General features: G+C 70.9%; 14 protein-coding genes and 2 pseudogenes. 9 read left to right on the forward strand and 7 right to left on the reverse strand.

The features are described from left to right. Nucleotides 1–48 precede the first annotated feature (48 nt). From ACWD2L_RS23005 to ACWD2L_RS23025, 5 genes are all read left to right on the forward strand, one after another. On the forward strand, nucleotides 49–846 hold the full coding sequence (locus ACWD2L_RS23005; RefSeq protein ID WP_451190937.1) for an ABC transporter ATP-binding protein: 798 nt from the start codon (nucleotides 49–51) through the stop codon (nucleotides 844–846). Continuing rightward, the gene (locus tag ACWD2L_RS23010) at nucleotides 833–1,771 is read left to right on the forward strand and encodes an ABC transporter permease (RefSeq protein ID WP_451190940.1); all 939 of its coding nucleotides are present in this window, start codon (nucleotides 833–835) and stop codon (nucleotides 1,769–1,771) included. Before ACWD2L_RS23005 ends, ACWD2L_RS23010 begins: the two co-directional genes overlap by 14 nt. 177 nt (nucleotides 1,772–1,948) lie before the next feature. Next, nucleotides 1,949–2,203 carry a hypothetical protein gene (locus ACWD2L_RS23015; protein ID WP_451190943.1) on the forward strand — a complete coding sequence of 85 codons (255 nt, stop codon included), beginning with the start codon at nucleotides 1,949–1,951 and terminating at the stop codon, nucleotides 2,201–2,203. A gap of 157 nt (nucleotides 2,204–2,360) precedes the next feature. Further along, complete coding sequence (locus tag ACWD2L_RS23020) at nucleotides 2,361–3,167, forward strand: PTS sugar transporter subunit IIA (RefSeq protein ID WP_451190946.1); 807 nt, start codon at nucleotides 2,361–2,363, stop codon at nucleotides 3,165–3,167. A 37-nt stretch (nucleotides 3,168–3,204) separates the two neighbouring features. After that, nucleotides 3,205–4,776, forward strand: coding sequence for a PTS ascorbate transporter subunit IIC (locus ACWD2L_RS23025; RefSeq protein WP_451190948.1), 1,572 nt, complete (start codon nucleotides 3,205–3,207; stop codon nucleotides 4,774–4,776). Nucleotides 4,777–4,860: 84 nt separating this feature from the next. On the opposite strand, the gene ACWD2L_RS23030 is transcribed toward ACWD2L_RS23025, so the two are convergent. Both ACWD2L_RS23030 and ACWD2L_RS23035 read right to left on the reverse strand, forming a co-directional pair. Next, nucleotides 4,861–5,817: a D-alanyl-D-alanine carboxypeptidase family protein gene (locus ACWD2L_RS23030; protein ID WP_451190951.1), complete on the reverse strand. Its 957-nt coding sequence runs from the start codon at nucleotides 5,815–5,817 to the stop codon at nucleotides 4,861–4,863. 228 nt (nucleotides 5,818–6,045) lie between these two features. Next, nucleotides 6,046–6,210 (reverse strand): annotated as a pseudogene (locus tag ACWD2L_RS23035) (winged helix-turn-helix transcriptional regulator); the annotation flags it as partial. Between ACWD2L_RS23035 and ACWD2L_RS23040 the strand changes: the two are divergent. Beyond that, nucleotides 6,195–6,308 (forward strand): annotated as a pseudogene (locus ACWD2L_RS23040) (RidA family protein); the annotation flags it as partial. The pseudogenes ACWD2L_RS23035 and ACWD2L_RS23040 sit on opposite strands and share 16 nt — an antisense overlap. A 30-nt stretch (nucleotides 6,309–6,338) precedes the next feature. Here ACWD2L_RS23040 and ACWD2L_RS23045 read toward each other — a convergent pair. The 4 genes from ACWD2L_RS23045 to ACWD2L_RS23060 are packed head-to-tail and all read right to left on the reverse strand — an operon-like array spanning nucleotide 6,339 to nucleotide 10,097. Beyond that, nucleotides 6,339–6,935: a gamma carbonic anhydrase family protein gene (locus ACWD2L_RS23045; RefSeq protein ID WP_451190954.1), complete on the reverse strand. Its 597-nt coding sequence runs from the start codon at nucleotides 6,933–6,935 to the stop codon at nucleotides 6,339–6,341. A 57-nt stretch (nucleotides 6,936–6,992) separates the two neighbouring features. Beyond that, on the reverse strand, nucleotides 6,993–7,604 hold the full coding sequence (locus tag ACWD2L_RS23050) for a class I SAM-dependent methyltransferase (RefSeq protein WP_451190957.1): 612 nt from the start codon (nucleotides 7,602–7,604) through the stop codon (nucleotides 6,993–6,995). A gap of 31 nt (nucleotides 7,605–7,635) precedes the next feature. After that, the gene (locus ACWD2L_RS23055) at nucleotides 7,636–9,069 is read right to left on the reverse strand and encodes an MFS transporter (RefSeq protein ID WP_451190960.1); all 1,434 of its coding nucleotides are present in this window, start codon (nucleotides 9,067–9,069) and stop codon (nucleotides 7,636–7,638) included. Further along, on the reverse strand, nucleotides 9,066–10,097 hold the full coding sequence (locus tag ACWD2L_RS23060) for a nucleoside hydrolase (RefSeq protein ID WP_451190963.1): 1,032 nt from the start codon (nucleotides 10,095–10,097) through the stop codon (nucleotides 9,066–9,068). Before ACWD2L_RS23060 ends, ACWD2L_RS23055 begins: the two co-directional genes overlap by 4 nt. Before the next feature lie 216 nt (nucleotides 10,098–10,313). Here ACWD2L_RS23060 and ACWD2L_RS23065 point away from each other — a divergent pair, with 216 nt between their 5' ends. Then, complete coding sequence (locus ACWD2L_RS23065; RefSeq protein ID WP_451190966.1) at nucleotides 10,314–11,096, forward strand: GntR family transcriptional regulator; 783 nt, start codon at nucleotides 10,314–10,316, stop codon at nucleotides 11,094–11,096. A gap of 19 nt (nucleotides 11,097–11,115) precedes the next feature. Here ACWD2L_RS23065 and ACWD2L_RS23070 read toward each other — a convergent pair whose 3' ends face one another. After that, nucleotides 11,116–12,024, reverse strand: a complete 909-nt coding sequence (locus ACWD2L_RS23070; protein WP_451190969.1) for a LysR substrate-binding domain-containing protein — start codon at nucleotides 12,022–12,024, stop codon at nucleotides 11,116–11,118. A gap of 195 nt (nucleotides 12,025–12,219) precedes the next feature. Between ACWD2L_RS23070 and ACWD2L_RS23075 the strand changes: the two genes are divergently transcribed. Together ACWD2L_RS23075 and ACWD2L_RS23080 are read left to right on the forward strand one after the other, a co-directional pair. Then, nucleotides 12,220–13,545, forward strand: a complete 1,326-nt coding sequence (locus ACWD2L_RS23075) for an MFS transporter (protein WP_451190972.1) — start codon at nucleotides 12,220–12,222, stop codon at nucleotides 13,543–13,545. 64 nt (nucleotides 13,546–13,609) lie between these two features. After that, nucleotides 13,610–15,757: an acetate--CoA ligase family protein gene (locus ACWD2L_RS23080; RefSeq protein ID WP_451190975.1), complete on the forward strand. Its 2,148-nt coding sequence runs from the start codon at nucleotides 13,610–13,612 to the stop codon at nucleotides 15,755–15,757. Nucleotides 15,758–15,771 lie beyond the last annotated feature (14 nt).

The raw sequence follows: 15,771 nt of genomic DNA on the forward strand, positions 1-15,771 counted from the left end.
ACCCATCAGGACCTTTAAGACCTTCAAGACCCTCAGGAGGTGACGCCCATGGCCACCACGATCGCCAAGTCGGCCGAGGCCGTCGAGACGGTGACACACGCGGCGCGTATCGAGCATGTCTCGAAGTCCTTCCCCGCACCGGGCACACCCGGCGGACAGCAGCTCGTCCTGGACGACATCACACTCGATGTCGCGCCGGGTGAGTTCGTCACCCTCCTCGGGGCCTCGGGCTGCGGCAAGTCCACCCTGCTCAACCTGGCCGCGGGTCTCGACCTGCCGTCCGCGGGCTCCATCGCCACGGACGGCAGGCCCGCCCTGATGTTCCAGGAGCACGCGCTGTTCCCGTGGCTGACCGCGGGCAAGAACATCGAGCTGGCGCTGAAGCTGCGCGGGGTCGCGGCGCAGGAGCGGCGCACCGAGGCCGAGCGGCTGCTCGACCTCGTGCGCCTGTCCGGCGCGCACGGCAAGCGGGTGCACGAACTGTCCGGCGGCATGCGCCAGCGCGTGGCGCTCGCCCGTGCGCTGGCGCAGGACAGCCGGCTGCTGCTGATGGACGAGCCGTTCGCCGCGCTCGACGCGATCACCCGCGACGTGCTGCACGACGAGCTCACCCGCATCTGGCAGGAGACGGGTGTGTCGGTGCTGTTCGTGACGCACAACGTCCGCGAGGCGGTGCGGCTGGCCGAGCGCGTCGTCCTGCTGTCGTCCCGCCCCGGCCGCGTCGCCCGGGAGTGGACGGTCGACCTGCCGCGGCCGCGGCGCCTGGAGGACACCTCGGTCGCCGAACTGTCCGCCGAGATCACCGAAGAACTGCGTGGGGAGATCCGCCGCCATGGCCGCCACTGACCACACCGTCACCCTCGACGCGAAGGACGCGGATCCCGCGAAGGCCGGCTCCGACGAGCCCCGGCGCCCGGGAGACCTCGCGGGCCTGGAGGCCGGACTCGACGCACTCGACTCGGTGCAGAGTGTCCGGGCGCCACTGCGCGAGACACTGCGCCGCAAGGTGCTGCCTCCGGTCACCGCGGTCGCGGTGGTGCTGGTGGTCTGGCAGCTGCTGGTGTGGGCGGGGGTCGTGCCCGACTACAAGCTGCCCTCGCCGTCCGATGTGTGGGGCGAGGTACGCGCGGCCTGGCTCCAGGGCACGCTCCTCGACTCCATCTGGACGTCCGTGTCACGCGGTCTGTTCGGCTTCCTGCTCGCCCTCGTCATCGGCACACCACTCGGTCTGCTGGTGGCCCGCGTCCGGTTCGTGCGCTCGGCGATCGGGCCGATCCTGTCCGGTCTGCAGTCCCTGCCGTCGGTGGCGTGGGTCCCGCCCGCCGTCATCTGGCTGGGCCTCAACGACTCGATGATGTACGCCGTGATCCTGCTCGGCGCTGTCCCCTCCATCGCCAACGGCCTCGTCGCGGGCGTCGACCAGATCCCGCCGCTGTATCTGCGCGCCGGACGGACCCTGGGCGCGACCGGGCTGCGCGGGGCGTGGCACATCGTGATGCCGGGCGCGCTGCCCGGTTATCTCGCCGGTCTGAAGCAGGGCTGGGCCTTCTCGTGGCGCTCGCTGATGGCCGCCGAGATCATCGCCTCGTCGCCCGATCTCGGCGTGGGGCTCGGCCAGTTGCTGGAGAACGGCCGTAACAACAGCAGCATGTCGCAGGTGTTCCTGGCCATCTTCCTGATCCTCCTGGTCGGCATCGCCATCGACCTGCTGATCTTCAGCCCGCTGGAGCGCAGGGTGCTGCGGGGGCGGGGGCTGCTGGTCTCCCGCTGACCGTGCCCGGCGGCTTCTTTTCGGCCTCTTCCGGTCGGCCCGGCGCGCCGGATATGAGGCCGAGCAGGGGAACGCGTTGCTGCATGCGGGTGCCCTGGGAGCGGTCCGGCGTGCGCTTCTTCTCGCGGTCTGGTGATCTTTTAAGTGATCGCTGATCCCTCTCAGAAGGAGAAGTTCATGGTGCGTCGCATCGCAGCCGCTGTCGCCGTCGCCTCGGTGGCTGGGTTCCTTGCCGCCGGTCCCGCTGTCGCCGACGTCGACGACAGCCGTCAGGACACTGCCCACGTGTACGACCACGCCGGAGTCGCCGGCCAGGAGTTCGTCAACGTCGGCGGGCGTGACGGGGTGACCGTCTCCAACTCGCTGGCGGCCCACCACAACGTCGGCGCCTGGAAGCACCACCACCGGTACTACGACTTCGCCGGTCGCTGAGAACCTGGGGACTCTGCCCCTTCGCATGACGCATGACGCAGGCGGCCCCGCTTCGGCGGGGCCGCCTCCGCGTGCACCCGGAGGAACCTCATAACGAAGGTGTCCGCACCCGGCGTGTCGTGCTGACACGGGGCCGCCGCTCGGGACCACTGCTCGTATGAGTGAACTGAGCGATCTGATCCCCGTCGAGGCCATCCGCCTCGACGTGGCCGCCCCCGACTGGCAGTCCGCCGTGCGCACCGCCGGTGACCTGCTCGTCTCCACGGACGTCAGCACCGACACGTACACCGAGGAGATGCTCCGCAACGTCGAGGAGAACGGCCCCTACATCGTCATCGCGCCCGGCTTCGCCTTCGCGCACGCCCGGCCCTCCCCCGCCGTCCGGCGTACGGGCATGTCATGGGTCCGGCTCTCGACGCCGGTGAACTTCGGGCACGAGACGAACGACCCGGTCCACCTCGTCGTCGCCCTCGCCGCCCAGGACGCCGGGGCACACACCCAGGCGATGGGCGCCCTCGCCCGGCTGCTCGCCGACCAGGACACCTCCGCGGCCCTCGACCGGGCGCCGACACCCGAGGCCCTGCGGCAGATCCTCGTAGGGGACACGGCATCGACACCGGCCGCGGCACCGGCCGGCAGCACACCAGAACGGCCCGCGTCCAAGGGTTCCGGGCACGGCATGCACAAGATCCTGACGGTGTGCGGCAACGGGGTCGGCACGAGCCTGTTCCTCAAGTCGACGCTGGACAAGGTGCTCGACCGCTGGAAGTGGGGCCGGTACATCACCACCGAGGCGACCGACACCATCTCCGCGAAGGGCAAGGCGTCCGAGGCGGTGGCCATCATGACGTCGCGGGAGATCGCGCGGACGCTCGGCGACATCGGGGTGCCGGTGCGGGTGATCGAGGACTTCACCAGCACCAAGGAGGTGGACGCGGCGATGCGCGACCTCTACGACGTCTGATCCCCCGCCCCCACCGCTCCCCTTCCCAGGAGTCCCCATGAACACCCTCGTCGACATCGCGAAATTCATCGTCAACGAGATCCTCAGCGTCCCCGCCTATCTCATCGGCATCATCACGGCCGTCGGCCTCGTCGCCCTGAAGAAGTCCGCCGGACAGGTCATCGGCGGTGCCATCAAGGCGACCCTCGGCTTTCTGCTGATCAACGCGGGCGCCACCCTGGTCACCAACTCGCTCGCCCCGCTGGGCACGATGATCACGGGCGCCACCGGTTCGCACGGTGTGATCCCCACCAACGAGGCGATCGTCGGCATCGCACAGGCCGAGTACGGCTCGCGCGTGGCGTGGCTGATGATCCTCGGCTTCCTCTTCAGCCTGCTCCTTGCCCGCTTCACTCCGCTCTCGTACGTGTTCCTGACCGGCCATCACATGCTGTTCATGGCAACGCTGTTGACGATGGTGATGGCCACGGCCGGTGTCACGTCGTGGATCGTGGTTGTCGCGGGCGCGGTGCTGCTCGGCATCATGCTCGTCGCGATGCCCGCCTTCGCGCATCCCTGGACCAAGCGGGTCACCGGCAACAACACCGTCGCCGTCGGGCACTTCGGAACGGCCGGGTACATCCTCTCCGGCGCCACAGGGCAGGCCGTCGGCAAGAAGAGCCGCTCGACGGAGGAGATGAACCTGCCCGAGGGCCTGCGCTTCCTGCGTGACTCGATGGTGGCCACCGCCCTGTCGATGCTGCTCATCTACCTGATCATGGCCATTGTCTTCCTCGCGAAGGTCGGGAAGACGGAGGCGTTCAAGGCGTTCGCGACGGGCGGCGGGACGCCCTCCACGGGTGTCGGCAACTACCTGATGTCATCGGTCGGCCAGGGCCTCCAGTTCGGCATCGCCGTCGCCGTCATCCTGTTCGGCGTCCGCACGATCCTCGGTGAGCTGGTCCCCGCCTTCCAGGGCATCGCGCAGAAGGTCGTGCCCGGCGCCATCCCGGCCCTGGACGCCCCGATCGTCTTCCCCTACGCCCAGAACGCCGTACTCGTCGGCTTCATCTGCTCGTTCGTCGGCGGCCTGGTCAGCCTCGGGCTGCTCGTCGGTGTCTTCAAGCCCGCGTTCGGCACGGCGCTCGTGCTGCCGGGGCTCGTCCCGCACTTCTTCACGGGCGGTGCGGCGGGTGTCTTCGGCAACGCGACGGGCGGGCGCCGCGGCGCCGCGCTGGGGGCGTTCCTCAACGGTGTGCTGATCACGTTCCTGCCCGCGTTCCTGCTGGGTGTCCTCGGCTCGTTCGGCTCGGCCAACACCACGTTCGGCGACGCGGACTTCGGCTGGCTCGGCCTGATCCTCGGCAACGTCGCCAAGGCCGGTGACGTCGCGGGCGTGATCCTCATGCTCGTGGTCGGCCTGCTCATCCTGGCCGCGGCCGTCACATGGCAGAAGCGGGTCGTGGAGACCGGCTGGGACCCGGGCGCCAAGCGCGCCGCGCTGCTGCCGCCGGAGGACCGCCCCGAGCAGCACGACGAGACCGCGGGCGGCGAGACACCGGTCTCCCGCACCTATTCGAAGATCGCACCTCCGGCGGGCGCCCCGGTGCCGCCTCCGCCGGAGGACTGATCGGCCCACTCGACGCACGTACGTCGAAGGCCCGCCGCAACCCTCGGGGGTGCGGCGGGCCTTCGGTGTGTCAGAGGGGGCCGGTCAGTGCGCGAAGCCCCAGTCGAGGATCTTCGTGGCGTCGCCGAAGACCTCCTTGTCGGCTCCGACGATCGCGCCAACCAGGGTGCGGTTGTCCCGCTTCGCTGCGAAGACCAGGGAGTAGCCGGCCTCTTCGCCGCTGCCGGTCTTGATGCCCAGGGCGCCGTTGTAGCTGCTCAGCAGGTCGTTGGTGGTTTCCCAGGTGTAGTACCGGGTGTGACCGTTGGCCGCCGGGGCCTCGGCCTCGAACTTCTTCAGCTTCACCACGTCGGCGAAGATCGGCTGGAGCATGGCGCGCTGGCCGAGCTTGGCGAGGTCGCGGGCGGTGCTGCGGTTGTCGCCGTGCGAGATGCCGTCGAACGAGTCGAAGTGGGTGCCGGTCATGCCCAGCTGCGCGGCCTCGGCGTTCATCTGGCTCACGAAGTCGGCGATCCGCGCCTCCGTGGTGTCCCCGGTGCCGTAGTTGTCGGCGATGGCCATGGCGGCGTCGCCGCCGGAGGGGATCAGCATGGCGTGCAGCAGCTGTCGGGCCGTCAGCTTGTCGCCGGTCTGGAGGTCGGCGGTGCTCGCGCCGTTCTCCTGGACGTAGTCCCGGTACTCCTGCTTGACCGTGATCTGCCGGTCGAGCCACTCCGGGTGCTTGAGCACGATCATGGAAGTCATGATCTTCGTCGTGCTGGCCATCGACACACTGTCGTCGGCCTTGGCGCCGGCCCACATCTCGCGCTCCTGGCTGCCGTCACGGGCGTCCAGGAGGAAGGCGTGGTCGACCGCGACGTCGGGAACGTCCTGGGTGTCAGCGGCCGACGCGCCCTCGTTCTGTTCGGCGGAGTGCGCGGCCGGCGTGGCCGCCTGGGCGATGCCGCCGGCGGTGATCGGCAGAACGGCTCCGAAGAGCGCGACGGTCGCGAATCTGGCTCCAGTCCGGTGCAGTCGGTTGGGTCGGGCGTGGGAACCCATGGAGCGCCCCCTCCTTCCGGCGGGTGTCCGCCGGTTCGTCATGGTAAATCGGTGCATCACGAACCTACTTGCCCACCGTCCCTTCACGTCAAGATCGCCATGTCATAACCGGGTAACAGCCCTCACCTGCGTGAAGACGGTGTGCAGACCGTCGGTCGATCCGGTGACTCCAGCGACGCGTACGTCCGATCAACGCTCTTCTCACACGCGGGACTTGAGCCTGCCCGATCACTCGGCGTCGAAGGTCCGCCGTGCGCGTTCGATCTCGGGCATGTGTGTCGTGGCCCAGTCCAGCAGGACGCCGATCGGGCGACGGAGTGTCGCGGTGAGCGATTTCTGGGTCACCGCGGGGATCGCGCGGCGCAGTTCGTTGAAGAGGAGCCATCGCCCGCACCGCGGACGGTGCCCGGCTCTCGCCGGGTGACCTGGCCGGGCAGGTCGCGCACGCGCTGCGCAACACCGCGACGGGGGTCGCGGGGCGACCGGCTTCCGCCGGGCCCGGCCGTCGCCCTGCGCTCAGGTCAGTCGGGCAGGCGCCTGTCCGCCAAGTGCGCGCCATAGAAGTCGGCCTGGCGTTCCATGACCGTCCGCATCGATGTGTCACGCGGTACTCCGTACACGGTGCCGGGGAAGTCCAGGCCCTCTTGTTCCTCCCACAGCTCGTCGTGCCGGTCGGGGGAGAACAGCCGGGCGGGGTCACCGGCCGCGATCCAACCGATGGGCACCACGGTGTCCGGGCTCAGGCGGGAGTTGACGTGGAGCACGCTGTTGATGCGCAGTTCCGAGCGTGCTCCCGCCACTGCGCCGGGGAACATCGACACCCCGGTGGCCACGAAGACCTCGTCCTCGACGCGTGCCCCGTTGATGTGCGTGTGCGGCCCGATCAGCACAGAGTCGCCCAGCACAGCGGGGTGTTTCGCCCTCCCCCGCACCACGGCGTTCTCCATGACCACGACATCGCGGCCGGTACGTACCTCACCGTCCTCCGCGGTGAGGACGGCTCCATGCAGGACACGCGCGCGCTCACCCAGGACGACCGCGCCGCACAGAACGGCCGACGGGGCGACATAGGCGGAGGCGGGGACCACGGGGCGTTTTCCACGGTGCTCGATCAGCATGCCCACGGAGCGTAGGGCAGGACGGAGAGGACGGCACGTACGTCCACCCGGCCCGCTTCAGGCGGCGGCGCGATGCACGCTGACGGCATAGCCGCCGTCGTCGTACGGCGCGGCGTCCCACGTCGCGAACCGGTCCACGAGGGCCAGTCCGGCCGCCGCGCAGCAGGCGTCGTACTCCGGCAGTGTGATCGTGGGCGGCACCGGCAGGTGGGCCGCGTCCAGGCCGAAGCCCGCGACCAGCAGGCCGCCGGGGCGCAGGGCCGCCGCCAGGCGCTCGACCACGGTGGCCTCGGTGCCGGGGGTGAGCAGCGGCAGGACGTTGCCGGCCGCGATCACGAGGTCGAAGTCCGGGGTGATGTCGAGGGCGGCCGGGTCGAACTCGGCGAGATCGGTCTGGTACCAGGGCAGTTGAGGCGCCCGCTCCCGTGCCACGTCGAGCATGGAGGCGTCGAGGTCGATCCCCACGCAGTCGTGTCCGAGCTCCGCGAGGCGGATCGCGACCCGCCCGGTGCCGCATCCGGCGTCGAGCACGCGAGCCCCGGCGGGCACGAGGGCCGCGCAGAACGACGCCTCTCCGTGCATGTCCTTTCCGCTGCGCGCCAGCGCCTCGAAACGGGCGGCGTACTCGCCACCGGACTTTCCACCGGTCAGATCCTGCCAACGACTCATGAGATCGACTATAGGTCGCCGGGAGGCCCGGTCACGCCTGGGCCTTGTCCCCGTTCTCGCTCGCCGGGAGCCGCAGCACACACGCCGCGAGCAGCGCGAGGAAGGTGAAGCCCGCGGAGATCCACAGTGCCTGCTCGATGCCGCCGAGCGTGCCGGATCCCGCCGCCGGGGCGACGAGCGCGATGCCGACCGAGGAGCCGATGCCGAAGCAGGCGGCGTTGATGCCGGGGATCGCGCCGGGCGCGTCCTTCGGGGAGACGACGACGCCGAGCGCGTTGAGCGGCGTCATGGCCAGGCCGTTGTACGCGATGCCGAGGGCGCAGGCCGCGGCGAACAGCAGCCACCGGTTGTCCGGCAGCAGGGCCGTGCCGAGCAGGATGAGGAGGCTGAGTCCGAGCCCCGTGCGCAGCAGCACCAGCCAGCCCTTGCGCGGCGCGAGCCACCCGGTCAGTGGCGCGGAGAGCAGGCCGATGGCGGCGGGCGGGGTGAGGTAGAGCAGGGAGGAGAGTGTCGCGCTCATCCCGTAGCCGAACTCCCCGTCCTGACTGAGCAGGACAAACGTGAAGTTGATCGCGGAGAAGACACCCATCAGGGTCAGCAGGGTCGTCGCGAGCAGCGGCCACACCTGGCGCGAGCGCAGGTGCTCGATGGCGATGAGCGGGGCCGTGCGGCGCTTCTCCGTCTGCCAGAAGACGACGAGCAGGGTGAGCGCGGCCAGCAGCAGGACGAGCGGCAGCGGAGCCGACCAGCCGTGTGCGGAGCCCTTGCTGAGCGCGAGGTTGACGCAGACGAGCGCGGCGGACAGTGCGGCGGCGCCCCACCAGTCCATCCGCCGCCCGTCCTTGGGCGCGGCCTCGGGCAGGAAGCGCAGCAGCAGGACGATCGCGGTCAGGCCGACGACGAGGATGGCACCGAAGATCCAGCGGAATCCGACGGTGTCCGCGACGATGCCGCCGACCAGGCCGTCGAGCCCGCCGACGCCACCGTTGATGGCGGTGACGAGCCCGAGGGCCGGGCCGAACCTGGCGGGGCTCATGGTGTCGCGCAGCAGCATGTACGTGACGGGGAAGGTGGCACCGGAGGCGCCCTGGAGGATGCGTCCGGCGATGAGCACGGGAACGCTGGGGGCCAGGGCGGCGATCAGCGCACCGAGGCACATCGTGACCATCGCGGCCAGCAGGATGCGGCGGCGGCCCACGCGGTCGCTGAGCCGGCCGAGTACGACGCCCGCGACGCCGCCGACGAGGAAGAACAGGTCCTGGGCGCCCGCCACTTGGGACGCAGAGACGTCGAACTCCCTGGCGATCTCGGGGAGCGCGGGGGTGACCATGGAGGCACCGAGCTGGAACGCGATCACCGCGACGATGAGCGCAGTGAGCAGCAGTCCGCGCGACCGCCCGCCGAGGCCTGCGTCCCCGGCGGTCGCGGCGGTCGCCGCGGTCGTGGCGGGAGCCGGGCGGCTCACGAGAGGGCCCCGGATTCAGCAGCGGGCAAGGGGGTTCCGGCGGCGGGCAGAGGGGTTCCAGCCGGTGTGCCGAGGGAGACGATCCGGTCCACGAGGCGCTCCGGGAACGTGCCGTCGGTCTCCAGGAGTACGCGGGCGTTGGCCTCCGGCGTGCGGGGGTAGCCGCGGTACATGCCCCGGGTGTCGGTGACGAGTTCGCCGCGCGCGGGGCCCTGCGTGGCGTCGACGGTGACATGCAGCACGGGCGCCTGGACCGGCGCGAGCTCGCCGACGGCCATGGCCGCGGCCAGCGGGTCGTGGCAGGCGGATGCGCGGAACGGGAAGACGATCCGCTCGTGGAAGTCGAAGTAGACGTCGAGGGCGTCGGCGGCGAAGCGGGCGGCCGGGGTGCCGTGGGCGCGCAGCCGGTCCTGGTGGGCGGGGGTGAGGCGCTCGCGCATGGTCACGTCGAGGGGGACGATCGTCAGCTCCCACCCCGCGGCGAGGACGCGTGCGGCGGCCTCGGGGTCGTTGCCGATGTTGGCCTCGGCGCGGGGGCCGATGTTTCCGGGGTGGTGGACGGCGCCGCCCATCACCGTGACATGGCGGACGAGTTCGGGGAGCCGGGGTTCGCGCTCCAGGGCGTGGGCGAGGTTGGTGAGGGGCGCGGTGGCGAGGATGTGCAGGGCTCCGGGGGCCTCGTGCGCGGCGTCGATGATGAGCTGCACGGCGTCGCGCCGGTCGAGGTCCCCGGTGGGCGGCGGGAGTTGGATGTCGCCGATGCCGTTGTCGCCGTGCACGTGGGTGGCGTACGCGGGGTCGGTGCCGGTGAGATGGGTGGCGGCGCCGGCCGCGACGGGGATGTCGGTGCGGCCCGCGAGTTCGAGCACCTGAAGGGTGTTGATGGCGGCCTGTTCGGCGCTGGTGTTGCCCGCGACGGTGGTGACACCGCGCAGCTCCACGCCGGGGGTGCCGGCGAGGTAGAGGAGAGCGAGGGCGTCGTCGACGCCGGTGTCGCAGTCCATGAGCAGAGGCAGGGGGGCGTTCATCCGGGGGCCTTTCCGCGACAGGAGAGAGTTCGCATCCGACTCGATCCCAGTTGTCTGACAACTGAAGTTCTGCGATGGAGCGTAAATACGGATCGCCCCGCTGACAAGAGGTTGATTCTCGCTGTTGACCGGCGTATTGGCTCTGGTGCATGCTCGATGTGAACCCGCACCGGGCTCGGTGGATGTATGATCACTGCCACCCGGACAATGGTTGACATGACCGAGAGGCACCGCCCCATGACCGCACGTGCGGCTCACCGCCGACCGCCCCGCGTCGAGCTGTACGAGCGGATCGTCGCGGCGATCCACGACGGCACGTTCCCGCCCGGCTCCGTGCTTCCCTCCGAGCCGGCGCTCGCCGTGGAGCTGGGTGTGAGCCGCCCCGCGCTGCGCGAGGTGCTGATCCTGCTCCAGGAGGACGGCGTGATCACCCGCAAGCACGGGGTGGGCAGCCGGGTCAGTCATCAGCTGCCGCCGCGCGGCCTCGAACGCCTCTCACCCGTCGAGGACCTGCTCGACACCGCGCACGTCGAAGGCCGCCGGCTCGCCGCCGGCCGGGACCTGCCCACCGACTTCTCCGCCCACCACCTGCGGCTCTCCGGAAGCGACAGCACTTGGTTCTGGGAGACCCTGCTGACGGCGGACGGCGTGCCCGCGTGTTTCGCGCACGAGTGGGCGGCCGATGACGCCACCCTCGCCGAGGTCGTCCCCGAAGGACCGGCGCTCCTCGACCGCACGGCCGACGCGCGCCGTGACGGGTCGTCCGACCGCAGCATGAGCGCCGTCCTGCTCGCCGCCACCGACGCCCCGCTCACCGGCCGCTCCACGGTCGGCGCGACCCTGCTCGGCGAGGAGCGCGGCGCGGCGATGGAGCGGTCCGCGCAGACTCCGGCGACGCTCGTCACGCAGGTCGTGTCCTGGGGCAGCCGCCCGCTGTTCGCCGCCAAGTACCTCTACCCGGCGGGCGCCCCGCCGCTGCACGTCCGCCAGCGCCGCTGACCACGCGCGGGCCGCCGCCTCACGCGGTCGCCGCCCCCGGCGCGCAGTCCGCCGCGATCTCGTCCAGCAGACCGATCAGCGCGTGCAGCGCCGGATTCGGGTCGCCCGCCCGCCACGCCAGGGCGAGCGGCAGCGGCGGGATGTCACGGGCCGGGATGAGGACCACGCCGGGGACCTTGAGGTGGCCGGCGGAGGACGGCACGAAGCCGATGCCCACACCGGCACCGACCAGCGTCAGGATCGTGTGGGTGTCCGGCGCCTCCTGGATGATGCGCGGGCTCGACCCGTGGGCCAGATAGGCGCTGTGGATCAGTGCCACGATGCCCGCGCCCCGGTTGGTGGGATGGCTGACGACGGGCTCGTCCCGGATGTCGTCCATCCCGATGTCCTCGCGCGTGGCGAGCCGGTGACCCGCGGGGAGGGCCACCACGATGGCGTGCCGGCTCAGTTCACGGGCCTGGATGCCGGTGCCCGAGACCGGCAGCCGCATCAGCCCCGCGTCGATCTCGTCGTCGGTGAGCCGGGTCACCAACTCGCCGCCGTACAGCGGGCCGTGGATCTCCAGGCGGACCCGCGGGCGGTGTTCGCGAAACTTCCGGGTCATCAGGATCAGGACCTCGTGGGACGTGGGCCCGCTGAACCCGAGCCGCACCACCCCGGTCTGGCCGCTCGCGGCCCGGCGTGCGGCGAGCGGCGCCTCCTGCACGGCCCGCAGGGCCCGCCGGGCCTCCGTCAGGAACGCCTCCCCCGCCGCCGTGAGGGCCACCTGCCGGGTCGTGCGGCGCAGCAGCGCGACGCCGACCTCGTGTTCAAGGCGTTTGATCTGCTGGGACAGCGGCGGCTGCGACATCTGCAAGCGCTCCGCCGCCCGCCGGAAGTTGAGCTCCTCCGCGACCGTCACGAAGGACCGCAGGTGACGCAATTCCACGTGAACTCCCGTTTCCTCGCAGGTCATCGGCGATTATGTCGCGCTGCCGAATCAACGGTACGGAACTTTGGTGTTAGACGAAACCAGTCGGCAGCCATAGCTTCCCTGTGAGCGCGATCACGTTGTTTTTCCGCAGAGTTCCCCTGCCCACGCCCGGACGACGACGTCCGTGGCCGACCGGAAGGACGGGACGAGATGCCGAGCAGACGGCTTCCCGCAGAGGAGAAGATGGCCCGCAGAGCGGGCTGGGCCTCCTACCTCGGCTCGACGATCGAGTGGTACGACTTCTACGTCTACGGCACCGCTTCCGCCCTGGTGTTCGCCCCGCTGTTCTTCGCCGACGTGCCTCCGGCGATCGGTGTGCTGCTCTCCTTTGTCACCTTCTGGGTCGGTTTCCTGGCCCGGCCGCTCGGCGCGATCCTCTTCGGGCACCTCGGCGACCGCCTCGGCCGCAAGAAGGCACTGGTCGCGACGCTGCTGCTGATGGGTGTCAGCACGGTCGGCATCGGGTGTCTTCCGACGTACGGGCAGATCGGTGTGGCCGCGCCGATCCTGCTCACCGTGTTCCGTACCGTGCAGGGCATCGCGCTCGGCGGTGAGTGGGGCGGTTCCGTCCTGATCACCACCGAACACGCCAAGAAGGAACGCGGGTTCATGTTCGCGGCCTTCGCCCAGCAGGGCTCGCCCACGGGCCGCATCCTGGCCACCCTCTCCTTCCTCGCCGTCGGCCGGCTCTCCGACGATGCCCTCCTTGCGTGGGCCTGGCGGATCCCGTTCCTGGCCTCCGCCCTGCTGGTGATCATCGGCCTGGTGATCAGGCTCAGCCTGGAGGAGTCCCCGGCGATGGTGTCCCTGAGGGCCGCCGACCAGACCGTGAAGATGCCGGTCGTCACCCTGTTCCGGGAGCACTCGAAGCTGCTGCTGCTCGGTGTCGGCGCCGCGTTCACCGTCTTCGCCATCGTCTACGCACGTGACACCTTCGCCCTGTCCTGGGCGACCGGCGAGGTCGGCATGGGCCGGCAGGACTTCCTCACCGTCATCCTCGTCGCCAGCATCGTGCAGTTCTTCGTGCAGCCGCTCGGCGCCGTGCTGGCCACCCGCTGGGGTGTCCGCAAGGCCGTCACCGTCATCCTGGCCTGCCAGATCCCCACGATCCCGGTCATGTTCGCCCTCATCGGCACCGGCAGCTTCCCGCTCGCCGTGACCGGCGCGGTCCTCGCGACCATCCCCGACGTCATGTACTACGCGATCGTCGCGGGCATGTTCGCCCAGGCCTTCCCCGCCCACGTCCGCTACACCGGCATCTCCACGGCGTACGGACTCGCGGGCGTGCTCGGTGGCCTGGCGCCGGTGATCCTGCAGTCGCTGCTGTCCGCGTCCGGCACGATCGTACTTCCGGTCCTGTTCGTGGTCGTCCTCGGCGTCATCTCACTCATCGCGGCCCGCGCGTTCCTCACCCTGTCGGCCAGAACCATCGACAAGGAGCGGCAGACCGAAGCGCCTCCCGCTGTCGTCAACTGACCTTCCCCTCATCGCACTTCGCGTCGCAGTCCCGAGCAGTCCCGAGCAGTCCCGAGGAGAAACCGTGCAGCAGCACGCAGCCCACCCCCGCACCGACGACGCCCTGAACTCGCTCCTTCACCCCCGCTCCATCGCGATCCTCGGCGCCTCCGACACCCCCACCAAGCTGTCGGGGCGGCCCGTCGACTACCTCAAGCGGTTCGGGTTCACGGGCCGGATACTGCCCGTCAACGCCAAGCGCGATCAGGTGCAGGGCCTCACCGCCTACCGCGGCCTGGACGACATCGACGGGGACATCGACCTCGCCATGATCATGCTCTCGGCCGAGCAGTCCGCCGACGCCGTCCGCGCCTGCGGCCGGCGCGGCATCCCCGCCGCCATCCTGGGCGCCTCCGGCTTCGCCGAGGTGGGCGGCCGGGGCGTGGAGCTGCAGGAGGACCTGAAGGCGGCGATCGCCGAGAGCGGGGTGCGGGTCCTCGGCCCCAACTGCCTCGGCATGATCGCCTCCCGCGAGCGGGCGCTGCCCACCTTCACCTCCGCGCTCGACGAGGACGCCGACCTCGTCGAGGGCCCGATCGCCTTCCTCAGCCAGAGCGGCGCCTTCGGCGGTTTCGTCTTCAACGCCGCCCAGAACCTCGGCATCGGGATCTCCCACTACCTCAACACCGGTAACGAGGTGGACCTTTCGGTCGCCGAGCTGGTCGACGGACTGGTCCGCAGCGAGGATACGAAGGTGATCCTCGCCTACCTCGAAGGTGTCACGGGCGGCCGCCGTCTCCTGGACGCCGCCCGGGAGGCGCACGAGCGGGACAAGCCGATCATCGCCGTCAAGGTCGGCCGTTCCGAGGCGGGCGCCCGCGCCGCCCAGTCCCACACGGCCTCGCTCGCCGGTGAGGACGCGGTCTTCGACGGGGCGGTCGGCCAGTACGGCATCCTGCGCGTGGACGGCCCCGAGTCCATGCTGGAGGCCGCCCAGATCTTCGCCACCGGCCGCCGGGCGGCGGGCCGCAGGCTCACTTCGCTGTCCGTCTCCGGCGGCGCGGGCGCCCTGATGGCCGACGCGGCGGCGGGTCACGGCATCGAGGTCCGTGCCTGGGACGAGGAGTGGCAGCGCACCATGGCCGCCGCCATCCCCGTCTACGGGTCCCCGCGCAATCCGGTCGACCTCACCGGCAGCCTCATCGCCGAACCCGACATCCTGCGGCGCTCGTTGAAGGTCGCGGTCGAGCATCCGGGCACCGACATGATCGCCGTGCTGCTCGGCTGCGCGGACAACTGCGCCGACACACTCATCGAGGCCCTCGACGAGGCGTGCCGCTCCACCGAGCGCCCCTTCGTCGTCGTGTGGACGGGTGGCAGCGGCCGGCCCCGCGCCCGGCTGCGCGAACTGGGCATCCCCTGCTACACCGATCCCGCCCAGGCCGCCCGCGCCCTCGGCCTGCTCGCCGACTTCAGCCTGCGGCCCGCACTCCCGACCCCCGAGCGGCCCGCCGACGTCGACACGGAGGCCGCCCGCGCCGTCCTGACCCGTGCCCGCGCCGAGGGCCGCACCCAGCTCGACGAGTACGAGTCGACGCAGCTGATCGCCGCCTACGGCGTGTGTGCCGCGGCCTCACGACCGGCCGCGAACGCGGATCAAGCGGCTGCCGTGGCAGAGGAGTTGGGCGGCCCCGTCGCCGTGAAGCTGCTGTCCGAGCGGATCGGGCACAAGAGCGACATCGGCGGCGTCCGGCTCGGCCTCGACGGCGCGGAAGCGGTCCGCGAGGCCGCCGACGACGTGCTGCACATCGCCCGCGAGGCCGGTGTGGACGACGCCCGCGTCCTCGTCCAGCGGATGGCCGAAGGCGGCGGCACCGAGCTGATCGTCGGCGTCAAGAACGACCCGGTGTTCGGCCCGGTCGTGGTCACCGGGCTGGGCGGCATCCTCGTCGAGGCGCTCGCCGACAGCCGGGTCGCCGTCGCCCCGGTGGACATGGCGGGCGCCCGGCGCATGCTGCTGTCGCTGCGCGGCAGCCGGCTGTTCGGCGAGGTGCGCGGCAAGCCGGCCCGCGACGTCGAGGCCGCCACCGACACGATCACCCGCCTGTCCTGGCTGGCCGCCGACCTCACGGACGAGCTCGCGGAGCTGGACGTCAACCCGCTGCTGCTCGGCGCGGCGGGTGAGGGCGCCGTGGCCGTCGACGCGCTGGCACATCTGACGGCCCGTAACTGACTTACGTAGAAGGG

This window comes from Streptomyces sp. NPDC002754, assembly GCF_053592315.1.

Excerpts from the sequence above, each read along its gene's own strand:
- ACWD2L_RS23005 (WP_451190937.1), top strand. The coding sequence starts at position 49 with ATGGCCACCACGATCGCCAAGTCGGCCGAGGCCGTCGAGACGGTGACA.
- ACWD2L_RS23010 (WP_451190940.1), top strand. The coding sequence starts at position 833 with ATGGCCGCCACTGACCACACCGTCACCCTCGACGCGAAGGACGCGGAT.
- ACWD2L_RS23015 (WP_451190943.1), top strand. The coding sequence starts at position 1,949 with ATGGTGCGTCGCATCGCAGCCGCTGTCGCCGTCGCCTCGGTGGCTGGG.
- ACWD2L_RS23020 (WP_451190946.1), top strand. The coding sequence starts at position 2,361 with ATGAGTGAACTGAGCGATCTGATCCCCGTCGAGGCCATCCGCCTCGAC.
- ACWD2L_RS23025 (WP_451190948.1), top strand. The coding sequence starts at position 3,205 with ATGAACACCCTCGTCGACATCGCGAAATTCATCGTCAACGAGATCCTC.
- ACWD2L_RS23030 (WP_451190951.1), bottom strand. The coding sequence starts at position 5,817 with ATGGGTTCCCACGCCCGACCCAACCGACTGCACCGGACTGGAGCCAGA.
- ACWD2L_RS23045 (WP_451190954.1), bottom strand. The coding sequence starts at position 6,935 with ATGCTGATCGAGCACCGTGGAAAACGCCCCGTGGTCCCCGCCTCCGCC.
- ACWD2L_RS23050 (WP_451190957.1), bottom strand. The coding sequence starts at position 7,604 with ATGAGTCGTTGGCAGGATCTGACCGGTGGAAAGTCCGGTGGCGAGTAC.
- ACWD2L_RS23060 (WP_451190963.1), bottom strand. The coding sequence starts at position 10,097 with ATGAACGCCCCCCTGCCTCTGCTCATGGACTGCGACACCGGCGTCGAC.
- ACWD2L_RS23065 (WP_451190966.1), top strand. The coding sequence starts at position 10,314 with ATGACCGAGAGGCACCGCCCCATGACCGCACGTGCGGCTCACCGCCGA.
- ACWD2L_RS23075 (WP_451190972.1), top strand. The coding sequence starts at position 12,220 with ATGCCGAGCAGACGGCTTCCCGCAGAGGAGAAGATGGCCCGCAGAGCG.